The 22,764-nt window shown below is 28.0% G+C and carries 24 protein-coding genes, 1 riboswitch and 1 other annotated feature; of the genes, 4 read left to right on the top strand and 20 right to left on the bottom strand.

Annotated elements, in window-relative coordinates; all coding sequences use genetic code 11:
* Window positions 1-367 precede the first annotated feature (367 nt).
* Window positions 368-979: a DUF488 domain-containing protein gene (locus J7G74_RS15665; protein ID WP_297137044.1), complete on the top strand. Its 612-nt coding sequence runs from the start codon at window positions 368-370 to the stop codon at window positions 977-979.
* A gap of 206 nt (window positions 980-1,185) precedes the next feature.
* Here J7G74_RS15665 and J7G74_RS15660 read toward each other — a convergent pair whose 3' ends face one another.
* From J7G74_RS15660 to J7G74_RS15620, 9 genes are all read right to left on the bottom strand, one after another.
* A complete protein-coding gene (locus J7G74_RS15660) occupies window positions 1,186-1,389 on the bottom strand; it encodes a helix-turn-helix transcriptional regulator (RefSeq protein WP_297137042.1) in 204 nt (67 codons plus the stop codon).
* Between the two features lie 108 nt (window positions 1,390-1,497).
* Entirely contained in the window at window positions 1,498-1,899 is a 402-nt protein-coding gene (locus J7G74_RS15655; protein ID WP_297137040.1) for a hypothetical protein, read from the bottom strand.
* Window positions 1,900-2,058: 159 nt separating this feature from the next.
* Window positions 2,059-2,598: a hypoxanthine phosphoribosyltransferase gene (gene hpt / locus J7G74_RS15650; protein WP_297137038.1), complete on the bottom strand. Its 540-nt coding sequence runs from the start codon at window positions 2,596-2,598 to the stop codon at window positions 2,059-2,061.
* A gap of 69 nt (window positions 2,599-2,667) precedes the next feature.
* Entirely contained in the window at window positions 2,668-3,978 is a 1,311-nt protein-coding gene (locus J7G74_RS15645; RefSeq protein ID WP_297137036.1) for an L-cysteine desulfidase family protein, read from the bottom strand.
* Window positions 3,979-4,214: 236 nt separating this feature from the next.
* A complete protein-coding gene (locus J7G74_RS15640) occupies window positions 4,215-5,987 on the bottom strand; it encodes a sigma-54 interaction domain-containing protein (RefSeq protein ID WP_297137034.1) in 1,773 nt (590 codons plus the stop codon).
* A 5-nt stretch (window positions 5,988-5,992) separates the two neighbouring features.
* Window positions 5,993-6,130, bottom strand: a complete 138-nt coding sequence (locus J7G74_RS15635; protein ID WP_297137031.1) for a hypothetical protein — start codon at window positions 6,128-6,130, stop codon at window positions 5,993-5,995.
* A gap of 75 nt (window positions 6,131-6,205) precedes the next feature.
* Complete coding sequence (locus tag J7G74_RS15630) at window positions 6,206-6,775, bottom strand: class I SAM-dependent methyltransferase (RefSeq protein WP_297137029.1); 570 nt, start codon at window positions 6,773-6,775, stop codon at window positions 6,206-6,208.
* A 101-nt stretch (window positions 6,776-6,876) separates the two neighbouring features.
* The gene (locus J7G74_RS15625; RefSeq protein WP_297137027.1) at window positions 6,877-7,515 is read right to left on the bottom strand and encodes a single-stranded DNA-binding protein; all 639 of its coding nucleotides are present in this window, start codon (window positions 7,513-7,515) and stop codon (window positions 6,877-6,879) included.
* A gap of 86 nt (window positions 7,516-7,601) precedes the next feature.
* Complete coding sequence (locus tag J7G74_RS15620; protein ID WP_297137025.1) at window positions 7,602-8,369, bottom strand: polysaccharide deacetylase family protein; 768 nt, start codon at window positions 8,367-8,369, stop codon at window positions 7,602-7,604.
* A gap of 232 nt (window positions 8,370-8,601) precedes the next feature.
* Here J7G74_RS15620 and J7G74_RS15615 point away from each other — a divergent pair, with 232 nt between their 5' ends.
* Both J7G74_RS15615 and J7G74_RS15610 read left to right on the top strand, forming a co-directional pair.
* A complete protein-coding gene (locus tag J7G74_RS15615) occupies window positions 8,602-8,808 on the top strand; it encodes an alpha/beta-type small acid-soluble spore protein (RefSeq protein ID WP_297137023.1) in 207 nt (68 codons plus the stop codon).
* A 206-nt stretch (window positions 8,809-9,014) separates the two neighbouring features.
* Complete coding sequence (locus tag J7G74_RS15610) at window positions 9,015-9,551, top strand: DUF4364 family protein (RefSeq protein ID WP_297137021.1); 537 nt, start codon at window positions 9,015-9,017, stop codon at window positions 9,549-9,551.
* A gap of 3 nt (window positions 9,552-9,554) precedes the next feature.
* On the opposite strand, the gene J7G74_RS15605 is transcribed toward J7G74_RS15610, so the two are convergent.
* Entirely contained in the window at window positions 9,555-10,421 is an 867-nt protein-coding gene (locus J7G74_RS15605; RefSeq protein ID WP_297137019.1) for a YncE family protein, read from the bottom strand.
* Window positions 10,422-10,564: 143 nt separating this feature from the next.
* On the opposite strand from J7G74_RS15605, the gene J7G74_RS15600 reads away from it, so the two are divergent.
* The gene (locus J7G74_RS15600) at window positions 10,565-10,810 is read left to right on the top strand and encodes a TIGR03905 family TSCPD domain-containing protein (protein ID WP_297137018.1); all 246 of its coding nucleotides are present in this window, start codon (window positions 10,565-10,567) and stop codon (window positions 10,808-10,810) included.
* A 46-nt stretch (window positions 10,811-10,856) separates the two neighbouring features.
* Here J7G74_RS15600 and J7G74_RS15595 read toward each other — a convergent pair whose 3' ends face one another.
* The 10 genes from J7G74_RS15595 to J7G74_RS15550 form a co-directional block, all read right to left on the bottom strand.
* Window positions 10,857-12,146: a bifunctional folylpolyglutamate synthase/dihydrofolate synthase gene (locus tag J7G74_RS15595; protein WP_297137017.1), complete on the bottom strand. Its 1,290-nt coding sequence runs from the start codon at window positions 12,144-12,146 to the stop codon at window positions 10,857-10,859.
* A 159-nt stretch (window positions 12,147-12,305) separates the two neighbouring features.
* Window positions 12,306-14,969, bottom strand: a complete 2,664-nt coding sequence (locus J7G74_RS15590; RefSeq protein WP_297137016.1) for a valine--tRNA ligase — start codon at window positions 14,967-14,969, stop codon at window positions 12,306-12,308.
* A gap of 199 nt (window positions 14,970-15,168) precedes the next feature.
* Window positions 15,169-15,433: a binding site (T-box leader), on the bottom strand.
* An 80-nt stretch (window positions 15,434-15,513) separates the two neighbouring features.
* Window positions 15,514-16,206 carry a polysaccharide deacetylase family protein gene (locus J7G74_RS15585; protein ID WP_297137014.1) on the bottom strand — a complete coding sequence of 231 codons (693 nt, stop codon included), beginning with the start codon at window positions 16,204-16,206 and terminating at the stop codon, window positions 15,514-15,516.
* A gap of 73 nt (window positions 16,207-16,279) precedes the next feature.
* On the bottom strand, window positions 16,280-17,155 hold the full coding sequence (locus J7G74_RS15580; protein WP_297137012.1) for an FUSC family protein: 876 nt from the start codon (window positions 17,153-17,155) through the stop codon (window positions 16,280-16,282).
* A gap of 148 nt (window positions 17,156-17,303) precedes the next feature.
* On the bottom strand, window positions 17,304-17,960 hold the full coding sequence (gene phoU / locus J7G74_RS15575) for a phosphate signaling complex protein PhoU (protein ID WP_297137010.1): 657 nt from the start codon (window positions 17,958-17,960) through the stop codon (window positions 17,304-17,306).
* A gap of 35 nt (window positions 17,961-17,995) precedes the next feature.
* The gene (gene pstB, locus J7G74_RS15570) at window positions 17,996-18,760 is read right to left on the bottom strand and encodes a phosphate ABC transporter ATP-binding protein PstB (protein ID WP_297137008.1); all 765 of its coding nucleotides are present in this window, start codon (window positions 18,758-18,760) and stop codon (window positions 17,996-17,998) included.
* A 56-nt stretch (window positions 18,761-18,816) separates the two neighbouring features.
* On the bottom strand, window positions 18,817-19,641 hold the full coding sequence (gene pstA / locus J7G74_RS15565) for a phosphate ABC transporter permease PstA (protein ID WP_297137006.1): 825 nt from the start codon (window positions 19,639-19,641) through the stop codon (window positions 18,817-18,819).
* 1 nt (window position 19,642) lies between these two features.
* Entirely contained in the window at window positions 19,643-20,578 is a 936-nt protein-coding gene (pstC, locus tag J7G74_RS15560) for a phosphate ABC transporter permease subunit PstC (RefSeq protein ID WP_297137004.1), read from the bottom strand.
* A gap of 239 nt (window positions 20,579-20,817) precedes the next feature.
* Window positions 20,818-21,390: a xanthine phosphoribosyltransferase gene (locus J7G74_RS15555; RefSeq protein WP_297137002.1), complete on the bottom strand. Its 573-nt coding sequence runs from the start codon at window positions 21,388-21,390 to the stop codon at window positions 20,818-20,820.
* A gap of 280 nt (window positions 21,391-21,670) precedes the next feature.
* Window positions 21,671-21,773: riboswitch (purine riboswitch) on the bottom strand.
* A gap of 108 nt (window positions 21,774-21,881) precedes the next feature.
* The gene (locus J7G74_RS15550) at window positions 21,882-22,715 is read right to left on the bottom strand and encodes a phosphate ABC transporter substrate-binding protein (protein WP_297137000.1); all 834 of its coding nucleotides are present in this window, start codon (window positions 22,713-22,715) and stop codon (window positions 21,882-21,884) included.
* Window positions 22,716-22,764: the final 49 nt, after the last annotated feature.

Here is a 22,764-nt window from a genome sequence, read left to right as displayed (position 1 = left end):
CATTAAATCTTTCTTGTTAAGATTCCACCATCCTCAACTCTCTATCTTGAACCTAAATTTAATTACTCTTCCTTTATCACTGGATTCATTATATAGTTTATATTTTTATCTTATTATTTTTTTATTTAAATGTCAATAAATAAGCATATTATATAGTATTAATAAGTATTACCATTAGTTACAATAAAAATTCTCTTTATGTAATTTTTATTTTTACTTCATATTACCTAAACATAATACACTCTAGTAAACTATATGATTAAGTATTTTTATAAAAAATATCTTATTGAATGTATTTTTAGTATTTATTTATAATTATGAAGGGTATTATTTATATATAGTTAAATTCATTAAGGAAGTGATTATTATGGAAGTGTACGCACTTGGCCACTCTAATTATCCGTTTGATAAGCTAATAGAAATTTTAAAAAAATATAATATTGATTGTGTTGTTGATATTAGAGAAATTCCATATTCTAAATATAATGTTCAATATAACAAAGAAGTTTTTCAGTATAACTTAAAAAAACTAGGATATACCTATGTTTATATGGCTGATGAATTTGGAGCAAAGAGAAAAACTAGAGAAAGTTATAACGAAGAAGGTTATGCCGATTTTAAAAAAGTTATTCATGAGTATAGTTTTAAAAAGGGAGTTGAAAGGTTAAAAGTAGGCTGCAAAAAGGGATACAAAATAGTCTTATTAAGTGCCATGCAAGAACCTATTAGATGTTCTAGATCCATATTAGTTGGTAGACAGTTAGTTAAAGAAGGTTTTGATGTAAAATATATAATGCATGAAGGTAATTTAAAGAATCAAAGTGATTTGGAAGATCAATTATTAGATAAATATTTTGATTGTAGAAATCAACTTACAATAGATAATCTATTAGGAAATGGATTAAGTAGAGAAGAAATGATAGAAAAAGGTTACGAATTAGCAAATAAAGAAATTGGTTATAGGATGGAAAAACTATAATAAAACTTAATCTATTATATTTTATTTAGTATATTAATAAAATATAGGCTATATCAAAGTCTAAAATGTAAATTAAAATAAATTACATATATAGTTTTTGATATAGTCTTACATGAATAGTCAAGATTATCAAATCATGGCTATTTATAATTTAAATTTTATAATTTATCCTACAGAAAATAATACATCTATAAATTCAATAATTTTTACTCTTCAAACCAAAACAATTCTTCAACAGAAACTTGGAAAATTTTCGCTATATCCATAGCCAGTTTTAGTGAAGGATTATATTTTCCATTTTCAAGGTGTACAATGGTCTCACGTCTTACACCTACTAACTTAGCTAATTCACTTTGCTTCATAAGAGATTTTTCCCTATATTCCTTTAATCTAGTTCTTAAAGTCGCCAATCAGTTTAAATCTCCTTTCTTGTCATAATAATATTCATAAACTCTTATAATTATAATGCCTACAAGTATTCCAGACAATATAAGTTCTATATATTATTTTGCATATATTTAAATCGAAATACCTTTTTTATCGTAGTAAGTAAATAATACTACTCTCAAAGCCATAACTATAAATATTATTATAGCTAAAATAGCAGATACTTGACCTGAAGTAAAAATTAAATCATTATGTGCAAATACAGAAAATCCTATACTAATTAATATTATAGATTTTATACACATTTCATTTGCTTTCCCTAATATTTCCCTAGACATTTCATCAAATTCTTCTTGCTTTTTAAAACTTAAAAATATAAAAATAACTAAAACAATAGAAGTAACTATATATACATAATCTATAACCTTTGAATTTAGTGAAAATTCTCTTAGTGATATTGATATAGCTACAAATAACCACATACATGCTTCTAAAAATAATTGTTTTTTTACACTTACTTTATTCTCCTCCATAATAACTTCCTCCCCATATGTTATATATTTATAACTTTCTATGTTATAAATATATAACTTTTCTATATCAAAGTCAACATATTTACATTAAATTATTCCTCAGAATCAAGTATAAAAAAAGATGTTAAGCTAAAATAACTTAACATCTTTTTTATATCATTATCTATCTTGATCTGTTACTGCAAATACATATGGTATATTTCTATAGTAATCTCCGTAGTTTAACCCGTAACCTACAACGAATTTATCTTCTATAGTAAATCCACAATAATCAGGAACTAATTCAACTTCTCTTCTACTTGGCTTATCTAATAATACACAACATTTTATACTTGCTGGATTTTTAGATGCTAAATGTTCCATAACATAAGCCATTGTATGAGCTGAGTCTGTTATATCATCAACTACTAATACATCATATCCTTCTAAGTCTGATTTTATATCATTAACTATTTTTACTCTTCCTGTAGAACTTGTTCCGTGTCCGTAACTTGATGTAGTCATAAATTCAATTCTTACAGGTACATCTAATGCTCTAACTAAGTCAGCACAGAAAATAAAGCTACCTTTTAATAGAGATACTACCATTAATTTTTTACCTGTGTAGTCTTTTGAAAGTTGTTGCCCTAGTTCTTGTATTCTAGTTTTTAATTGTTCTTCCGAGCACAGTACTTCCCATACTTTTTTATCAATATCCATTGATTAACCTCCTAAATAAATGATGATATTTCCATTTTATAAAAGATTAACTTCTTTTGCAAGATGGTTTTAGTCAACTTTATTCATATCATTCATTACATTTAATATAATTTCGTCTGTAATTTTCATTCCCTTGTCACTAACTTGACCTAAGTTCTTTATTGACTGTTCAACTTGTGTACCTACTATACCATTTAATGGTGGAACAGCATATCCTTGCTTAGCTATAACAGCGCTTTTAATAGCTGCTGATGCAGCTGAAGATAATTTTAAAGCACAACCAGCTTTTGCCCCATCACAAATCATACCACTTAAATCAGCTATCATATTTTCTATAGCACCATAGATATGATTCATATCTCCATCCATTAACCATGATATACCTGCGCTTGCTCCAGTAGATGCTGCTACACCACATCCACAAACTGCAGAAAGTCTTCCTGTATAGTTTTTAATATACCCAGTAACTAAATGAGATATAGCTAAAGCTTTTGCTAATCTTTCATCACTTTGTGGATATTTTAAACTATATGCAACTATAGGAAGTATAGCTGTCAGGCCATGATTACCACTACCATTTGAACTCATAACTGGAAGCTTAGCTCCTCCCATCCTAGCATCAGATGCCGCAGCTGTTAATAGCATGGCATCTGTCATTATTCCATCACCTAATAGTCCCTCTTCTATAGATTCTTTTATTCCTCTACCAACACCTATACCAATTTTATTTTCAAGGCCATATTTAGCCATATCCATGTTCATCTTTACACCATCTAATAAGAATTTAATATCTTCAAAATCCATAGACTCCACATTTTCTACTAAATCCTTTATAGTTATAGTATCCATAATGTTTTCTATTTCTACTGGCTCTTTAATTTCTTCTTTAATTTCCTCAACCATTTCATCTAGTAACACGTCATCATTTTTTTGTAAATAAACGAAGTTATCATGCTTTGTTGTTATTATAACTTTAGAAGTATTGTTTTCTCCTATTAACCTTACTTCTATATAAACCTTTTCACTAGTATTTATCGGAGTTATGCTTATTGGTTTTGTATCAACATATTGTTCTGATTCTTTAACTTGCTCTTCACTTAATCCTTCTAATAAAGTTAATCCGTCATCTGACTTTCCACCTACAAATCCCATAGCAACAGCTATTTTTAATCCTAATCTTTCAGTTCCTGGTATTCCAACACACATTGCATTTTTGTAAATACTTGGACTTACTAGTATTTGATTTTTTATTACTTCCTCGCCTAATAATTCTTTCGCTTTTGCACAAGCAAGCGCAACAGCAACTGGTTCTGTACACCCTACAGCTGGCTTAACCTCTGCTTTTAATATACTTATTAATTTATTTCTTACATCTATCATATTTAAATCCTCCTTGTAATTACATTCAAAAATTATATCTTCATTATAATATTAAAGCAATTTTCATGCCAACTTTTAATTAATTCGATTTTTTAAATAATATTTTTTTATAATTTAATTTCTTGAGTTTTCAATAATTTATGTAGTTTAAAAATTTTTACTTGTTAAGCTAAAAGTTTTTATTTTTTATAAAATCTCAAAATAACAAAAAAAAATCTCAAAATGAGATTTCAGTCTCATTTTGAGATTAAATTATATTTTTCTAATTTTCTATATAGAGTTGCTCTAGATATTCCAAGGGCATTTGCTACTAATTCTTTATCTTTTTTATAATTTTTAAACTTATTAATAGCTTTTTCTATAGCTTCTTTTTCTAAATCTTCAAGAGTCTTAATTTCTTCTTCTTTATCTTGTATATCATCATAGTATTTTACCTTTATGTTATGAGGTATTATATCTAAAGTAAGTATTTGAGAAGAAGACATATTTATACTATACTCAATTATATTTTGTAATTCTCTAACATTTCCTGGCCAACTATAATCAACTAAAGTCTTCTTAACTTCTTCATCTATACCTACTACATACTTATCAAGTTTTTGAGAGTATTCTTTTATCATATAATCTATTAAAAAAGGTATATCTTCCTTTCTGTCCCTCAAGCTTGGTAAAGAAATAGGTATAACATTTAATCTATAATAAAGATCTTCTCTAAATTGCCCATTTTGAACCATTTTTTCTAGATTCCTATTAGTTGCAGCAACTACTCTTACATCAATAAATATATTAGATTTTCCGCCAATTTTATCTAACTCTCTTTCTTGCAGTACTCTAAGAAGTTTACCTTGTAAATGTAAACTCATATCACCTATTTCATCTAAGAATATAGTTCCTTTATGAGCTATTTCGAACTTTCCTAATTTACCACCTTTTTTAGCTCCAGTAAACGCTCCCTCTTCATATCCAAATAATTCACTTTCAAGTAAATTATCCGGTATAGCTGCACAGTTTACTGCGACAAATGGATGTTCTGTTCTACTACTATGATTATGTATCGCTCTAGCAAACAACTCTTTACCAGTACCACTTTCCCCCGTTATCAAAACTGTTGAACTTGATTTTGATGCGATTAAAGCTTTTTGCTTCGTATGAGCCATTACATCGCTACTGCTAATTATATTGTCTAAAGTAATTTTATAATCTTTATTTATCTTATTATAGTTTTTTATTGCTTCTTTATTTTCAATAAAATCGATTACATATCCTTTTAATTTATTTTTTACAACTATTTTACTAATATTGTATATTCCTTTTAAATCCCGTCCATTTTTTTTATATGAAAATATACCTGTTTTATATTTTTCAAAATCCTTTTCTGATGTATTTTTTATAAAATCTAAAAGTTCAAATATATTTCTACTTTCCAATTTATCATCTTTTATATTAAATGTTTCTTTAAATTTAAGATTATATTTATCTATATTACCTTTGATATCAATAGAAACTACGGCCTTATTCATACTATTTAGTAAAATCTCTAATTTCTTTTTTTCTAATTCCAATTCTTCTGTTTTATTTTGTGCCTTAAGCTTATTAGAAATTAAGTCTGCCATCCTACCTAAGAAGTTAGTCAGATCTTTAGCATTATTAATTATAATAGAAGATTGCTCTTCATTGAATGCTATAAGGCCTACCACACCATAGGAGTGATTATCTAATACAATAGGGCAACAGACTTCAGCAAATTCTTTACAGCGTTCATTATTATAACACTCTTTACATATTTCATTTTGTTTTGCATCATCAATATATATTAAAACTTGTTCTTCTAAACATTTTTTAAATGCTGAGTATCCATTTACCTTTTCACCAATTTTATTTAAATAAGTCCCTGTACCAGCTATTCTCTCTAAATTTTCATCTACTATTGTAACATCAATATTTAAAACAGAAAGCATCGCTTCTGCAATATTTTGAATATCATGTTTTATATCCTTTAATCCATTCATATCAATTATTCCCTAGTTTTTTTAATATTAAGTAAGGCTCTTATTTCTTTTAAGACAACATATATTCTATTCAATGTTATTTGTATGGTTATAAGTATAACAAATAGCATTACTACAGCTACAATTGAAAAATTTACATTCACTCTTATCTCTCCTTATAATAAAAGACTAGGTTAACCTAGTCTTTTATTTTATTATTTAATTATATTCTAACTCTTTTATTTCTTTTTTCCTATATAAATATATCTTTTATTATCTATTTCTTTTAATTTTCCTTCGAAATTAAAGGATTTAAATATGTCTGATACTTCATAAGGATAATTGTAATGTATATTTTCTCCGCATATCCTGTGTTTGAAATACTTTAATTTTACTTTTAGGTCTTTTAAGTTTAAGTCCTCAACGATTACTTCTCCATTATCTTTAAGTACTCTATTGATTTCTTTTACCGATTTCTTGCAGTCTGATGTATGATTTAAATAATCTAATACTATAATTTTATCGAAATATTCATCATTAAAAGGCATATACTCCAATTGGCCATTAACAACAGTACAGTTTTCATTCATTACATGAGAAAAACATATTTCCTCTCTATTGCTATGCTCTAAAATTGTCACTTGCACCCCAAAAGCCCTTATTCTTTTACCTAGCTCTCCTACTTTTCCAACTAACAATACTCTATTTCCGATATCATATTTTATGTTATTTAGAAAAGATAGTACTTCCTCCGAAAATTCAAGTAAGCCTGAACATGATTCATATTTATGATATAGTAAACTTTCCACGTTATCCTCCCTATAAAGTTCTTGATAAATTCCAGCCATTATTAGATTATAATAAATCCCCATTAAGTATTCAATACAATAATTTATTATTTATGTTAAATTTATTCCTCTTCTTCCAAATCTATCTTTTTAATCTTTGAAACTGACACTTCATAAGCTACTCTTTTAACTGAACTACCTGATTCTAATTTTTTATCATATACTCTACTTTGAACTCTTCCCCACATTTGTATTCTATCTCCGACCTTTAAAGTTTTAGCAAATTTAGCATTTCTTCCCCAAACAATCGAAGGTATATAGTCTGATTTATTGTATGGTCTGTTAATAGCTACCAATAAATCCGTTATTTCTCTTCCCAAAGGTGTCTTTCTATAAATAGGAAGTTTACATATATATCCATCTAGAAAAATACTATTTGGGTCTTTTGTATCTACATCTGTGATTGCCTTTATTTCTCTAACAAATACAGTTAAAACAAGCTTATTTTTGTTATCAACATTTTTATTATAAGATCTTAATTGACCATTAACACTAACCATTCTATCCTTTTCAAAATCAATATCTTGTAAAAGTCTTTCTGATATCGTCATTGGAAGAACATCATAAGAATTACTTAACCTATGAATTTTAATTTTTGTGCTATAGAATTTTTCTCCAAAAATTTCATGGCTAAATTCTAATTTATCTTCAAGTTCTCCTTTTAAATTTACAACATTAGTATCGTCCTTAACAATTATCATTTTATTTCTCCCCCCAAAATTGTTAATTATAACTTTATCTTTTCTTATACAATAAATATATTTACAACCGTAACTTTTTATTACATCTAATCTCTTTCCTTTAATTTTTGCTCTCCAGAGTCATTAACATTATAATTATCTTTATAAATTAACTCAGAAACTGTAACTATAGAATACTTTTGTTGTAAATTATTAAGAGTTTCATCTAAATATGTACTTACATCCCTTGAACTTGCATGAAATAATATTATTGATCCTGACCTTGTATTTTTTGATACTCTATCAACAATATATACTGGTCCGAGATTTTTCCAATCGCCAGAATCAACATCCCATTTAATTGTATGATATCCTAAAGATTCACATACATCCATGGTTTCTTTATCCACATTTCCAAAAGGAGGTCTAAATAAATCCACATCCTCTCCTGTAAGATTTTTAATTTTTGTGGATGTTATTAATAATTCATCCTCTTTATTTTCCTTAGATATTTCTGTGAAAGAACTATGTGTATTAGAATGATTACCTATTTCATGTCCTCTATTATGTATCTCTTTAACTAAATCTTCATTGTCATCTACCCAACTACCAACTAAAAAAAAGGTAGCTTTAGCATTATACTTGTCTAATATGTCTAAAATATCTTCTATATTTTCACTTCCCCAAGCAACATCAAATGTTAATGCAACCTGTCTTTCATTAGTATCAACCCTATTTATAGGAGCTTCATATCTTTGCATTAATTCACAAATATTTTTTATACTAAAAACAAATCCTATTATCATAAACAAGGCTGCTAAAAATAAAACTACGCTTAAAATAAATGCTTTTATTCGTTTATATGTGTAACTCATATTTTTACCTCCTTTGTGAAATACTTCTATAATATATGTATTTTTATTGATAATAAAAAATTACAAAAGTATTTAAATATCTATAAAAAACAAAAAAATACTTATTTGGTTATTAATCGACTTATTTGGATTTTTTTTTCAGCATATATTAATGATAAATGGATAAATTATTAGTAACATCATCAAATGATGTTATTAAATAAAATTTCAACTTTAGAGGAGGAAACTTATTATGTCAACTTCTAACAACAGACAAGCTGTACCAGAAGCAAGAGCTGCTTTAAATCAAATGAAATTAGAAATAGCAGGTGAATTAGGTCTAGCTAACTATGAAAACATTGATAAAGGTAATTTAACAGCAAGACAAAATGGTTATGTTGGCGGATATATGACCAAAAAATTAGTTGAAATGGCAGAAAGACAAATGGCAGGTAAATAATTAATTTATAATACCTAGCAAAATGAGGCTACCTAATTTAGGTAGCCTTTATTATAGATTTTAGTCAACCGATGTAACTAAGGTAATATCAAAGTTATAGTATTTACAACATAAATGAAATAATTTTTTATTATTAAATACCACTTTTATTTTTTTATAATTTAGTTTAATATAATAATATAAATTGTTTCGTGGAGGATAATAATATGTTTGAAAACTCAACTGAAGAGTTAGCATATCATAAACTTTTAATTTTATATATATTAGACAAAATCAATATGGATTTGACCAATTCACAGATGACACAAGTTGTTTTAGAAACTGAAATGATGAATTATTTTTCATTCCAGCAAATACTTTCTCAACTTATGGATTCCAAATTTATAAAACCATATAAAGATTCTGGAAGAGAGTATTATTGTCTTACTCAAAAAGGATTAGAAACTTTAGAGTATTTCTTAACAAGGATACCAGAATCATATGCTACAAAAATTGATGAGTACATAAAAAATAATAAAGAAAGTTTACTAGCTGATACTCAAGTTAAATCAAGCTTTGTTAAACAAAGTGAAAACGAATTTATTGTTAATTTAAGAGTTATAGAAAACCAGAGTAATTTAATAGACTTAAATTTAAATGTTTCATCAGAAAAACAAGCAAAACAAATCTGCAATAATTGGAATAATAATGCTTCTAATATGTATGCAGAAGTTATAAATTTATTGATTCGAGATATTCACTAGAGCCTACATACAAATAATTGTTGTAGGCTCTTTTCCTACCTTTATTTCTTTTATTAACCCATTTGTAGCTGTGTCATATACCTTAACTGAATTTCTTTGAGTATCTGATACAAATAATCGTTTTTCATCTTTAGAAATTTCCAATCCTTGTGGAATACCATCTATAGCTATATTCCCTATATATTTAACTTGATTATAATCTAAGATTTTTATATTTTTATATCCTAGATCAGCTATATATACTTTTCTATCTTTATAATTGAAAGAAATTTGTACCGGTAATAAAAATTCGTCATATACTTGTTTAGTTTGTAAACTTTCTTCATCAATAACAACAACCTTACCATCTAATGTAGATACATATATTTCACTTTTATACTTATCTAGTTGGACATGCCAAGCTTTAAAATCTATGCTCATTTTTTTCTCTATAACTTTATTAATTATATCAATTGACGTTATAGAATCCATACATGGCACATATAGTTTTTTCCTTGTCAAATCAAAGCAAAATCCATGAGGCATATCATCAACACTAACCATTCCTATAGGATCTAGTGTATTTTTATTCATAAAGTATATGCTATTTGAGTCTTCATTGGCAATAAAAACCTCTTCACCATATAAGGCTACTTGTGTTAAGCTACCTCCAATAGATGATGAATCGATTATTTTCTCATTGGTCATGTCTAAAACATATAAAATACCATTGCTCGAGCTTGGTAAATACATTTTATTTTTTTCCTTATCTATGCAGAAATGATGCGGATAGATATTTTCGTCTAACTTTATCTCCCTCTCCAAAGTAAGCGTATCATAGTCTATTATGCTTATACTCTTTGATAGATAATTAGAAATATATACCTTCACCCATTATCCTCCTTTCTATATTTTTAATACTATAATAATATACTAGATTAAATATATAATTATTCTTCTATCTAGTTGCTTTATATTGTTTATATTGATATTATAATTTTTAGAAATATTTATGTTTTTAAGGAGTAGATGATATGAAAATAACATTTAAAACAAGTGGAGTATGTTGCCGTCAAATAGAATTAGAAGTTGATGAAAACAATATAATAAGTGAAGCTACATTCGAAGGAGGATGTAATGGAAACTTAGCTGGTATAAGCAAATTAATAGTTGGACAAAATGCATTAGAAGTTGCTGAAAAATTAAAAGGAACTACTTGTGGTTCTAAAAGCACTTCTTGCCCAGACCAATTATCTAAAGCAATAGTGGAATCTTTATAAAAATAAAGGTAGTCATGATGACTACCTTTTTATTCTCTTATCATATTTATTTAACTAATGTTCTTACAGTTCCTATCATATATAAAGATCCAGCTGATATTATAACCTCGTCTTCTTTTGCATTTTCTAAAACATATTTAACAGCATCCTCTATGTCACATATGGCAGTAACATCTTCCACATATTTTTCTATTTTTTCTTTTAATTCTTCACAGCTTATAGCTCTATCACTATCAGGTGTAGTCGTAATTACTTTATCAAACTTGTCCATTAATATTTCAAGTACACTATCAATATCTTTATCTTTTAACATACCTATTAATAATGTCATCTTCTTATCTTTAAAATGCTTTTCTAAGGCTTTTGATAAAGATTTAGCCCCATCTTCATTATGAGCTCCATCTATAATAAAAGTAGGATTATCTTTTATCTTTTCTATTCTACCAGGCCATTTAGTCTCTAATAATCCTTTTCTAATTGAGTCTTCACTTATTTCTACTTTTCTAACATCCTTTAATACTTTTATTACTGTTAAAGCTAGTATTGCATTATTTACTTGATGTTCGCCTATTAAGCTTATTTCCATATTTTCAAATTTTTCACCTAATATTGTACAATCAAATATCTGAGAGTTTATATCAGATTTTTTTATGATCATATCATTAAAATTAGCTTCAATGTATTTATTATTTTTATTTTGGCAAATTTCTTTTATTACATCTTCTGCTTCTTTCTCTTGTTTATAAACAACTGTAATACCATTTTCTTTTATTATTCCAGCTTTTTCATAAGCTATTTTTCCAAGTGTGTCTCCAAGTATACCTATATGATCCAAACTAAGAGATACTATTACACTAGCTAAAGGTGTTTTGATTACGTTAGTAGCATCAAATCTTCCCCCTAAACCAACTTCTAACACTACATAATCTGCTTTTTGCTCATAGTAATAATAAAATGCCATTGCAGTTTCTATTTCAAATTCAGTTGGATATGCAAATCCGTCTTGAACCATTATTTCAATTTTTTCTTTCATTATAGCAACTATTCTAGCTACATCTTCCTCTGGTATATTTTGCCCATTAAATCGTACTCTTTCTGTAAAAGTTTCTAAATATGGAGAAGTATATAACCCAACCTTATACCCTTGCTCTTTTAATGTATTTGATATAAAAGAGCATACAGATCCTTTTCCATTTGTTCCTGCTACATGAACAAATTTAAGTTTATCTTGCGGATTACCTAATAACTCTAATAATTTAGAAGTATTTTCTAGTCCTAACCTCATTCCAAATTTATGGGATGTTTCTATAAATTCTAGTGCTTCTTGGTAGTTCATTATTTTCCCCCTCAACTAACTTTAAGTTTTTATGTTAATTTCTTTTTTATCTTATGTAAATTTTAAGTATACATAGTTTATTATAATACATTTTAATGTTTATTGTATAAAAAAGCTACTTCTATGAATAATCACAAAAGTAGCTTTTCATCATTTATATTATTTTAATTTTGATTCTATATTTTCAAGTCTTTCAAGGACTGATTTCATCATTTCTTCGAATTTTTCTTTTTTAGCTTTTTCTTCGTTAACTAAGCTTTCTGGGGCTTTAGCTAAGAAACCTTGATTAGAAAGCTTTCCATTAACTCTTTTTATTTCACTTTCTAATTTAGCCTTTTCTTTAGTTAATCTTTCTTTTTCTTTTTCAAAGTCAACTAATTCATCAAGTGGTATGAATATTTTAGCTCCGTTTATAACAACTGATACAGCATCTTCTGGTATGTTTGCTTCATTATCAACTATTTCTACTGTTGAAGCTGATGCTAAAGTTACAAAGTATTCTTTAGTAGCTTCTACAGCTGATTTTTTCTCTTCAGTTGGAACTATTATTACTTTAGCTTTTTTAGATGGTGGAACATCCATTTCAGCTCTAGCATTTCTTATGTTTCTTATACCTTCCATAGCAAGTTCCATCATTTCTTCTTCACTTGCCATATTATCTTCTTCTTTATAATGTGGCCATTGAGCTATTACTATACTTCCTTCTACAGTTGGTAAGTAAGTGTATATTTCTTCAGTTATGAATGGCATATATGGATGTAATAATTTTAATATAGTTTCAAGAACATAAGTTAATGTGTATAAAGCTGATTTCTTAGCTTCTACATCATCACCATATAATCTCGGCTTAACTATTTCTATATACCAGTCACAGTATTCTGTCCAAGCAAAGTCATATATTTTTTGTGCTGCTATACCTAAATCAAATTTATCCATATTGTCTATAACTTCTTTAACAACATTGTTAGCTCTTGATATTATCCATTTATCAGCTATTGTTAAATTAGCTTCTACAGACTCTCTAGTAATACCATTTATTATTTCTTCATCTATATTCATGAATACGAATCTAGATGCATTCCATAATTTATTTGCGAAGTTTCTAGCTGCTTCAACTCTCTCCATGTAGAATCTCATATCATTTCCTGGAGAGTTTCCTGTTACTAACATGAATCTTAAAGCATCAGCTCCGTATTGATCTATTACTTCAAGTGGATCTATACCGTTTCCTAAAGATTTACTCATTTTTCTACCTTGAGAATCTCTAACAAGTCCATGTATTAATACATGATCAAATGGTTTTTCATTCATACAGAACATACCTGCAAATGCCATTCTTACAACCCAGAAGAATATTATATCGTATCCAGTAACTAATACGTTAGTTGGATAGTAGTATTCTAATTCTTCCGTGTTATGAGGCCATCCTAATGTTGAGAAAGGCCATAATGCAGATGAGAACCAAGTATCTAATACATCTTCATCTTGTTTAAATTCTCCACATCCACACTTACATGATTTTGGCATTTCTTTAGCAACTACTACTTCACCACATTCTTGACAGTAGTAAGCTGGTATTTGGTGTCCCCACCATAACTGTCTAGATATACACCAGTCTCTGATATTTTCTAACCATTGTAAGTATGTTTTGTCGTATCTTTCTGGTACGAATTGTAATTCTTTTGATTTTAATATATCTATAGCAGGTTTAGCTAATTCATCCATTTTAACAAACCATTGTTCAGAAAGTCTTGGCTCTATAACAGTATGACATCTGTAGCAAGTACCAACTGAATGAGGGTGGTCTTTTATGGCTATTACATACCCTGCTTCTTCTAAGTCTTTCATTAATTGTTTTCTACACTCATATCTGTCCATACCTTGGTATTTACCAGCAAGTTCATTCATAGTTCCATCTTCGTTCATAACGTTGATTTGGTCTAAGTTATGTCTCTCACCTACACCAAAGTCGTTAGGGTCATGAGCAGGAGTCATTTTTACTGCACCGCTTCCGAAATCTTTATCAACGTAGTCATCAGCAACTATTGGAAGCTCTCTTCCTACTAAAGGAAGTATTGCAGTCTTACCTACTAAGTGAGTATATCTTTCATCTTCTGGATTTACTGCTATACCAGTATCTCCTAATAATGTTTCTGGTCTAGTTGTAGCTATTTCTAAGAACTCATCACTATCCTTTAAGAAGTATTTTATATGATAGAAGTTTCCGTCTTTTTCTTCGTGTTCAACTTCAGCATCAGATAAAGTAGTTTTACAATCTGGACACCAATTTATTATTCTGTTTCCTCTGTATATTTGACCTTTTTCGTAAAGTTTTATGAAAAACTCAGTAACAGCTTCGTTACATCCTTCATCCATTGTAAATCTTTCTCTATCCCAATCACAAGAATCTCCTAATTGTTTCATTTGGTCTACTATTTTTCTACCAAATTCATTTCTCCAATCCATAGCTCTCTTTAGAAATTCTTCTCTACCTAATTCATATTTAGTTTTTCCTTCTTGTTCTCTTATTCTTTCAACAACTTTAACTTCTGTAGCTATAGATGCGTGGTCTGTACCTGGTTGCCATAAAGCTTCATAACCATCCATACGTTTCCATCTTATAAGTACGTCTTGAAGTGTATGGTCAAGAGCATGCCCCATATGTAATTGTCCTGTTATATTTGGTGGGGGTAAAACTATTGTGAAAGGTTTTTTATCTGGGTTTGGACTTGATTTAAAGTAACCCTTATCTAACCATTCATCGTAAAGTCTTTTTTCAAAATCTTTTGGATTATAAGTTTTTGATAAGTTTTTTATTGCCATTGTTATCCTCCTTATATGTAAATTCATATTGATTTTATTTACATTGTTCTATTTTAAAATAAAAATTTGCTCCGCTCATTTCGTCAAGGACCTTAAAAAATAAGTTTGTTGATTCATCAAGCAGTTTGAAATCATATTTTAACTATAAACTATATAAAATATAATTTACTAATAGTAAAAAAGAGCCTTTCATCCTTAAAATAAGGACGAAAAGCTCGCGTTACCACCTTAATTCCATAAAATTCGCTTTGCTCATATCGCCAACGGCTTTGCCTGTTGCTTAAAATTCGATTATTTATGGCTCTCAATAGATTTTAACGATTCTCACCGCCTAAACTTACTGTTAGTTCAGTCTAGAAACTCCAAAGCTACCTTCTGCAAATATTGACTAAGAAAATCTTTCAGCTATTGATTTTCCTCTCTTATTAGTGTATTTACATACTCCTCTTTTTCACAGTCTTTTGATTAAATTATTATTATTAATTATTATAACTAATTTTTAGGATTATTGTCAATTTAATTATATTTATATAACCATAAACCCTTACCAAAAGTTCTTTGGTTTTAAGTCTTCAGTAATAGGTTTAATCTCATATCCTCTTTCTTTTAATATAGTTATAATATTGTCTAAACAATCTACTGTTCTTTGGTTCTCATGTAATAAAATCACGATTTCATCTTTTTCTCTTGCATAATATAATATATTACTTACTATTTGGTCTTCTGATGACTTCCAATCTTCTGTATCTATAGTCCAGTCCCAAACTAAAAAACCTTCGTCGATAAATTTTTTATAGATACTTTCTAGCATATAAGGCTTACTACCAAAAGGTATCCTAACTAACCTAGATGTCTCTCCTGTTATATTGTAAAAAGTTCTATTACAAGTTCTAAATTCTTCTATGGCTGAGTATTCATTTTTATAAAGCTCTTTTATATCATGAGTAACTCCATGGAATCCAGTTCCATGACCTTCTGAATTCATCCTCTTAACAACATCTTTAAAAACTATCATGTTATCATTTACCATAAAAAATGTACCTTTTACATTATTCTTATCTAAAGTATCAATAATTTGACTAGTATATTTAGAAGGACCATCATCAAATGTAATATAAGCGACCTTCTCATTTTGATCACCATATGCAGTCATTTTATCAAATGCTGATACAATTAATATTAGAGACATTAAAAAAATGCTTGATTTAAGTATTATATTTTTTACTTTTTTTGTCATTACTAATCACTCTTTTAACTATATTTTATATAGTAATTTTGTCCTTAATACTTAAATTTTATACCGAATGATTTTAATTCTCTACACCTACCAATCGATTTAACATATTCATTTTTTCAATTATTTTATTTAAATGAAAGTTAAATACAGGACTTTCACTTTCATGAATTTTTAAATTAATAATATCATTTTTATACAATTTCTTTAATTTCTTATGATTGTCTTTAGTTAAATACAATTCTTTTTCCAAAAGTTCTATAGATTTTATATGAAAATAAATTTGTCTACAAATATCTAAAGCTTCATCTATAAAATCTAAATTAATATCTTTGCTACTATAATTTAATTCATCAATAAGTTTTGAGTAAATTTTTTCTGAATTATTAATTTTTTCTTCAATCTCACCTATCTGAAGATTTCTATTTCCCATAATAATAAATTTTATATTTTCTTTAAATAAAGATTTGATTTTTATAAATTCATCCATGGCACTATTATAATAATTAGGTCTAGCGACTATATAATTAATGATTAACCCCATTATAACACCTACAGATGTATCAATTACTCTTTGTACTGAGTAAACAAGAGGTGTGCTATTTATGTATCCCAAGTATAAAGAAAAGAAAGTTACACTAGATACTACTAAAGATGATAATTTTAATGTTTCACAACATTTTATAACTATCATAATACCTATACCACAAAGTATGGGATCTGCTGGCGATATTAAAACTAAAAGAAATCCAACAATTCCTCCTATCAATGTACCTAAAACCCTTTGCGATCCCATTTTAAAAGATGTTTTAATTGTATCTTGCATGGTTACAACACATGCTGTAGCACAATAAAACATATTGTCTACTACAAACCTTGTTAATATACAACATAGAGTTACAGCAATACCTGTCTTCAACGTTCTCAGGCCTATAAAATTTTTTATCCGCATATTATTCCTCCACCGATGTCAATTATACCTATTTAGTATAATATATTTTTAAATGTTATGAATAGTATTTGAATAATTTTCTATTATTTTCTTTAATATTAATAATTTTACAAAAAAATAAAACTGCTAATGCAGTTTTATTTTTAGTCTATCCTATTTCTACCATCTCTCCGTTTTTAGCATATATAATTTTTTCACATATATTAGTTATATGATCACCTATTCTTTCAAGATATCTACCTACAAATACTAACCTCATTCCTTGATTAATATTATTCTCAGGTTCATCATACATAACTTTTAAACAATCTAATCTTACTTGTTTGTATAAATCATCAATTTCTTTATCTCTTTGTGCCACCTTAAATGCTAACTCTTCATCATCATTTTTTAATGCATCCCATAATCCATTCAACATTTCTACACAAATATCTTTCATTTTAGGTATATCTATTAATTCTTTTATAAATTCTTCTTCACCGATTTCTAAACTTTCAGTGCATATATTAACTGCATAGTCGCCTATTCTTTCAAGTTCAGTTGAAATATCACCAAGAGCATATATATATCTTAAGTCCTTAGCTAAGGGTTGTTTTAAAGCCATAAGTTCGATACTTCTATCTCTAATATAATCTCTTAATATATCAATATCATCATCTTGCCTAATAACTTTTCTTGTTCTTTTCATATCTTTTTCTATCATATACTCTACTGATAACTCTACAGATTCTTGACATTTTTCAATCATTCTTAAAGTATAGTCTTTTAGAGATTGAATACTTACATCTAAATTTGTAATAACCATGCTTTACCACCTCTTTATACTATCAATAATAAATTTTAACCGAATCTTCCAGTTATATAGTCTTCTGTTCTTTTATCTGTTGGAACTGTAAATATATCTTTAGTATTATTATACTCTATTAATTCACCATTTAAGAAGAAACCTGTCTCATCTGAAATACGAGCTGCTTGTTGCATATTATGAGTTACTATAACTATAGTGTAATCTTTCTTAAGTTCAAATATTAACTCTTCTACTTTTGCAGTTGATATTGGGTCAAGAGCTGATGTAGGTTCGTCCATTAGTATTACATCAGGCTTCATAGCTATAGTTCTAGCTATACATACCCTTTGTTGTTGTCCTCCTGAAAGCCCAAGAGCTGGCATTTTCAATCTATCTTTTACTTCGTCCCAGATAGCTGCCCCTTTTAAACTTTCTTCTACTATTTTATCTAATGTAGCTTTGTCTTTTATTCCATGTATTCTAGGACCATAAGCAACATTATCGTATATGCTCATAGGAAATAAATTGGCTTTTTGGAATACCATGCCTATTTTAGTTCTTAATTTTATAACATCGTTATTTTTATATATGTCTTCTCCATCTACTTCTATAACACCATCTATCTTAACATTCTCTATTAAATCATTCATTCTGTTTAAAGTTCTTAAAAAAGTTGATTTTCCGCATCCAGATGGACCTATTAATGCTGTAACTTTATTTTCTTTAATATCCATATTTATTTTTTTAAGAGCTTGTTTATCTCCATAAAATAAATCTAGATTTCTTACACTTAATTTATTTCTATCTATAACACTCATATTATTTTCTCCTTAATTGAAAATTTACTTTGCTTAAAATATGATTTTGGGTTTTATTATATATTGCCTTTACTTAATTTCTTAGCAATAAACTTAGCAAATGTATTTAGTGCTAAAACTATTATTATTAATACTATTCCAACACTAGCTGCACCGCTTATATCACCCATTTCTTTAGTTAAAAGGTATGAATGTACAGTTAGTGTTCTAGCACTATCAAATATTGATAATGGCATACTTGCAACAGTTCCAGCTGTTAAAAGTATAGCTGCTGATTCACCTATTACACGTCCAATTGATAAAATAACTCCTGAAAGTATACCAGGAAGGGCACTTGGTAAAATAACCTTATATAAAGTTTGGAACTTTGTTGCTCCCATAGCTAAAGATCCTTCTCTATATTCATTTGGTACAGTTTTTAATGACTCTTCAGTAGTTCTTATAATTACAGGAAGAATTATTATGGCTACTGTTAATGCTCCAGCAATAATTGAATACTGTAATTTTAAAGTTACAACAAAGAATATTCCACCAAATAAACCATAGATTATTGATGGTATACCTGCTAAACATTCTGTTGCAAATCTTATTATCTCTACTATTTTACCCTTTTTAGCATATTCATTAAGATATATAGCTGACAGTATTCCTATTGGTGTTGCAATTGCTATTGATACACCTACCATATATACTGTACTAATTATCATCGGTAATATTCCTCCATCTCCTGATGCTGAATAATCCTTAAATATATAATCTAAACTAATTCCTTTTATTCCATTAACAAATATAAATCCTACTATTAATATCAATAATCCTACAGTTGCAAATGCTGATAAATATAACAGAGAATTTAATATATTATCTTTTAATTTTCTCATATCATTGTTCTCCCTTATTTGTTAGTCTTCTTAACACTAAGTTAAGTATTAAGATAAACATGAATAGTACAACTCCAGTAGCAAATAACATTTCCTGATGAGTTCCGAAAGCATATCCCATTTCAAGCGCTATATTAGTAGTTAAAGGTCTTACACTATCCACTAATGAACTTGGAATAACCGGTGAATTCCCAGCTACAAGTATTACTGCCATAGTTTCTCCTATTGCTCTACCAATTCCAAGAACTACTGCTGCTAAGATACCTGATTTAGCAGCTGGTAATATAACCTTAAATATTGTTTCTATTTTAGATGCTCCTAAAGCTAAAGATCCTTCTTTATAAGCTTTCGGTACAGCTTTTATAGCAGTTTGAGAAACTGATATTATTGTTGGTAGCATCATTATTGATAAAACTAAAATTACTGCAAGTAAACTTTGCCCTTTTGGTAAATTTAATAAATCCTGTATATTTGGTACTATAAATGCTAATCCAAACAAGCCGTATAATACTGATGGTATCCCTGCAAGTAATTCTACTGCTGGTAATATTATTTTTTGTACTGACTTTGGAGCTATTTCTGATAAAAATACTGCTGTAAGTATCCCTATTGGAACTCCTATCAATAAAGAACCTATTGTAGCTATTAATGAAGCAATTATCATCGGTGCTACACCAAATTCATCCGAACTTGGTAACCAATCTGTTCCTGTTAAAAATTCCATAAATGAGTATCCTTTAAACAAGAAAGGTGTTAATCCTTTATAAAAAACAAATCCTATTATAAGTAGTAAACTTATTACGGATATTGATGCACTTATCATAAATACTTTACTTGATATGTTTTCTATTAAATACTTTCTATTATTTGATTTTCCACTTTTATTTTTATCTTTGGTGGCGATTTGATTCTTGTTTGTTACTTCTTGGTTAATCAAAGCACTTCCCCCTTTATTGTTCATTATTAATTAATTTTTATACTTTTCCTTACACCCATATAATATAATTTCAACGTTAAAAATATATTAGGTTTAAGTTAAGCTTATGTAAAATATAAAATATTTAATTATTTTGTTGTAATAAGTAAGTATCATTCGTTAATTTTGTTAATTTGTAGTGAAATATATTTTTTAATAAAAAAGAACTATCCTCTAATATAAAGAATGGTTCTTTTTAACTAATCTATAAATTCTATTAAGTTTTTACCTAGTTTAGCTATTCTAGCTAGTGAGTACACATCATATCCTTTTTCCTCTAATTTACCTCTTCCTACTTGGAAAGATTTTTCTATTACGATGCCTATACCTGCAACTGTTGCTCCAGCTTCTTCTACTAATCTAGCTGCACCTAGAGCTGCTTCTCCATTAGCTAAAAAATCATCTATTATAAGTACTTTATCTTCTGAAGATATATAGTCCTTAGATAAAGTCAACTCATAGTCTGAGCCCTTTGTAAAAGAATGCACTGTAGTTTGATAAACTTCTCCATTTAATATCCTTGATTGTTGCTTCTTAAGTGTTACCATAGGTAAATCCATCTGTAAAGCAGTCATAGCTGTTGGAGCTATTCCTGAACTTTCTATAGTTAATATTCTTGTTATACCGTGATTTTTAAAATATTCTTTAAAATAAGTCCCCATATCATACATTAACTTTGCATCTACTTGATGATTTAGAAATGAATCTACTTTTAATACTGTCTCACTCAACGCTTTTCCATCTTTTAATATTCTATCTTTTAATTCCTTCATTATATAACCTCACATTTTACTTCTTCTATATTTTTAATACTATATTTTTTATTCCTGCTGCCAAGTACATTGATACATGCAATGGTGTAATATCTATTGGACATACCACTATTCCTGTAGCTATTAGTTGGAATAATTTCATTAATGGTTTTATAAGTATATGACTCAGTTTCTAACGATTAAATAACACATGATTAAAAATAAAAAACACCTCGATTATAGTTTCGAGGTGTTTAAAATAAATATATTCTATAATTGCATTCAATTATAAATTTCAACTATTATTTAAACTATACCTCGTAGTCTACTAATTTAAGGTTAGTAGGTAGAAACTTACGGACCATATTACCGCTAAATATACGAGTCAATTATTGTAATTTTATATTATTGTACCATATTTATTTATTTTTTGAATAGTTTTTTCCAAATTACTAGAAAAAGGCTGAACTAAATCTGTTCAACCTTTTTTATATTAAAAGTAAATTATTATTCTATTTTTTATCAGTAACTTTTATAAATCCTTCTTCGGCTACTATATTTTGTCCTTCTTCACTTAATATAAAATCTACGAATCCTTTTGCAGCTTCACTTAAACCATCTTTTTTACTTACTATTAAGAATGGTCTTGATATTGGGTATTTATCAGCTAACACATTATCATCATTTGCTTCTACACCATCTATCTTAACAGATTTTATACCATCTTTAACATATCCGAATGATATGTATGATATAGCATTTTCATTTCCTTCTACTGTTGATTTAATATTTCCAGATCCATCACTTATTTGAGCACTCTTAACTAAATCCTTTGATTCAAAATCTAATATTTCTTGGAATCCATCTCTAGTCCCAGAACCTTCTTCTCTTGATACAACTACTATCTCTGCGTCATTTCCACCAACCTCTTTCCAGTTAGTTATTTTTCCTGTAAATATATCTTTTACTTGATCCATAGTTAAATTTTCAACCTTATTAGCTGTATTTGTTATGACTGCTATACCATCTATCGCCATTTGAGTTCCCTCTACACTTCCAGCTTCTTCATCTTTTAAATCTCTAGATGCCATTCCTAAGTCAGAAGTTCCCTCTATAGTATTTTTTATCCCTGCTGATGAACCAGGTTGTTGTACTTCTATTTTAACGTCTTTATTTTTTTGATATGCTTCTGCTAGTATTTCCATAGTTGGCCCTACTGAAGTAGATCCTGATACAGTTATTTTAGAAACATTTCCTTCTGAAGATGACCCCGAACCACATCCTACTACTAATCCACTTACCATTACTGCTCCACATAATAATGCAACTATTTTTTTCTTAAACATCTTAATAATCTCCTTCCAAATACCAAATTTATTTTTATTGATTTTGTTT

Origin of the sequence: Terrisporobacter sp. (assembly GCF_017888745.1) — a bacterium.
Lineage (GTDB): Bacteria > Bacillota > Clostridia > Peptostreptococcales > Peptostreptococcaceae > Terrisporobacter.
This window is presented reverse-complemented; position numbering and strand designations above follow the sequence as displayed.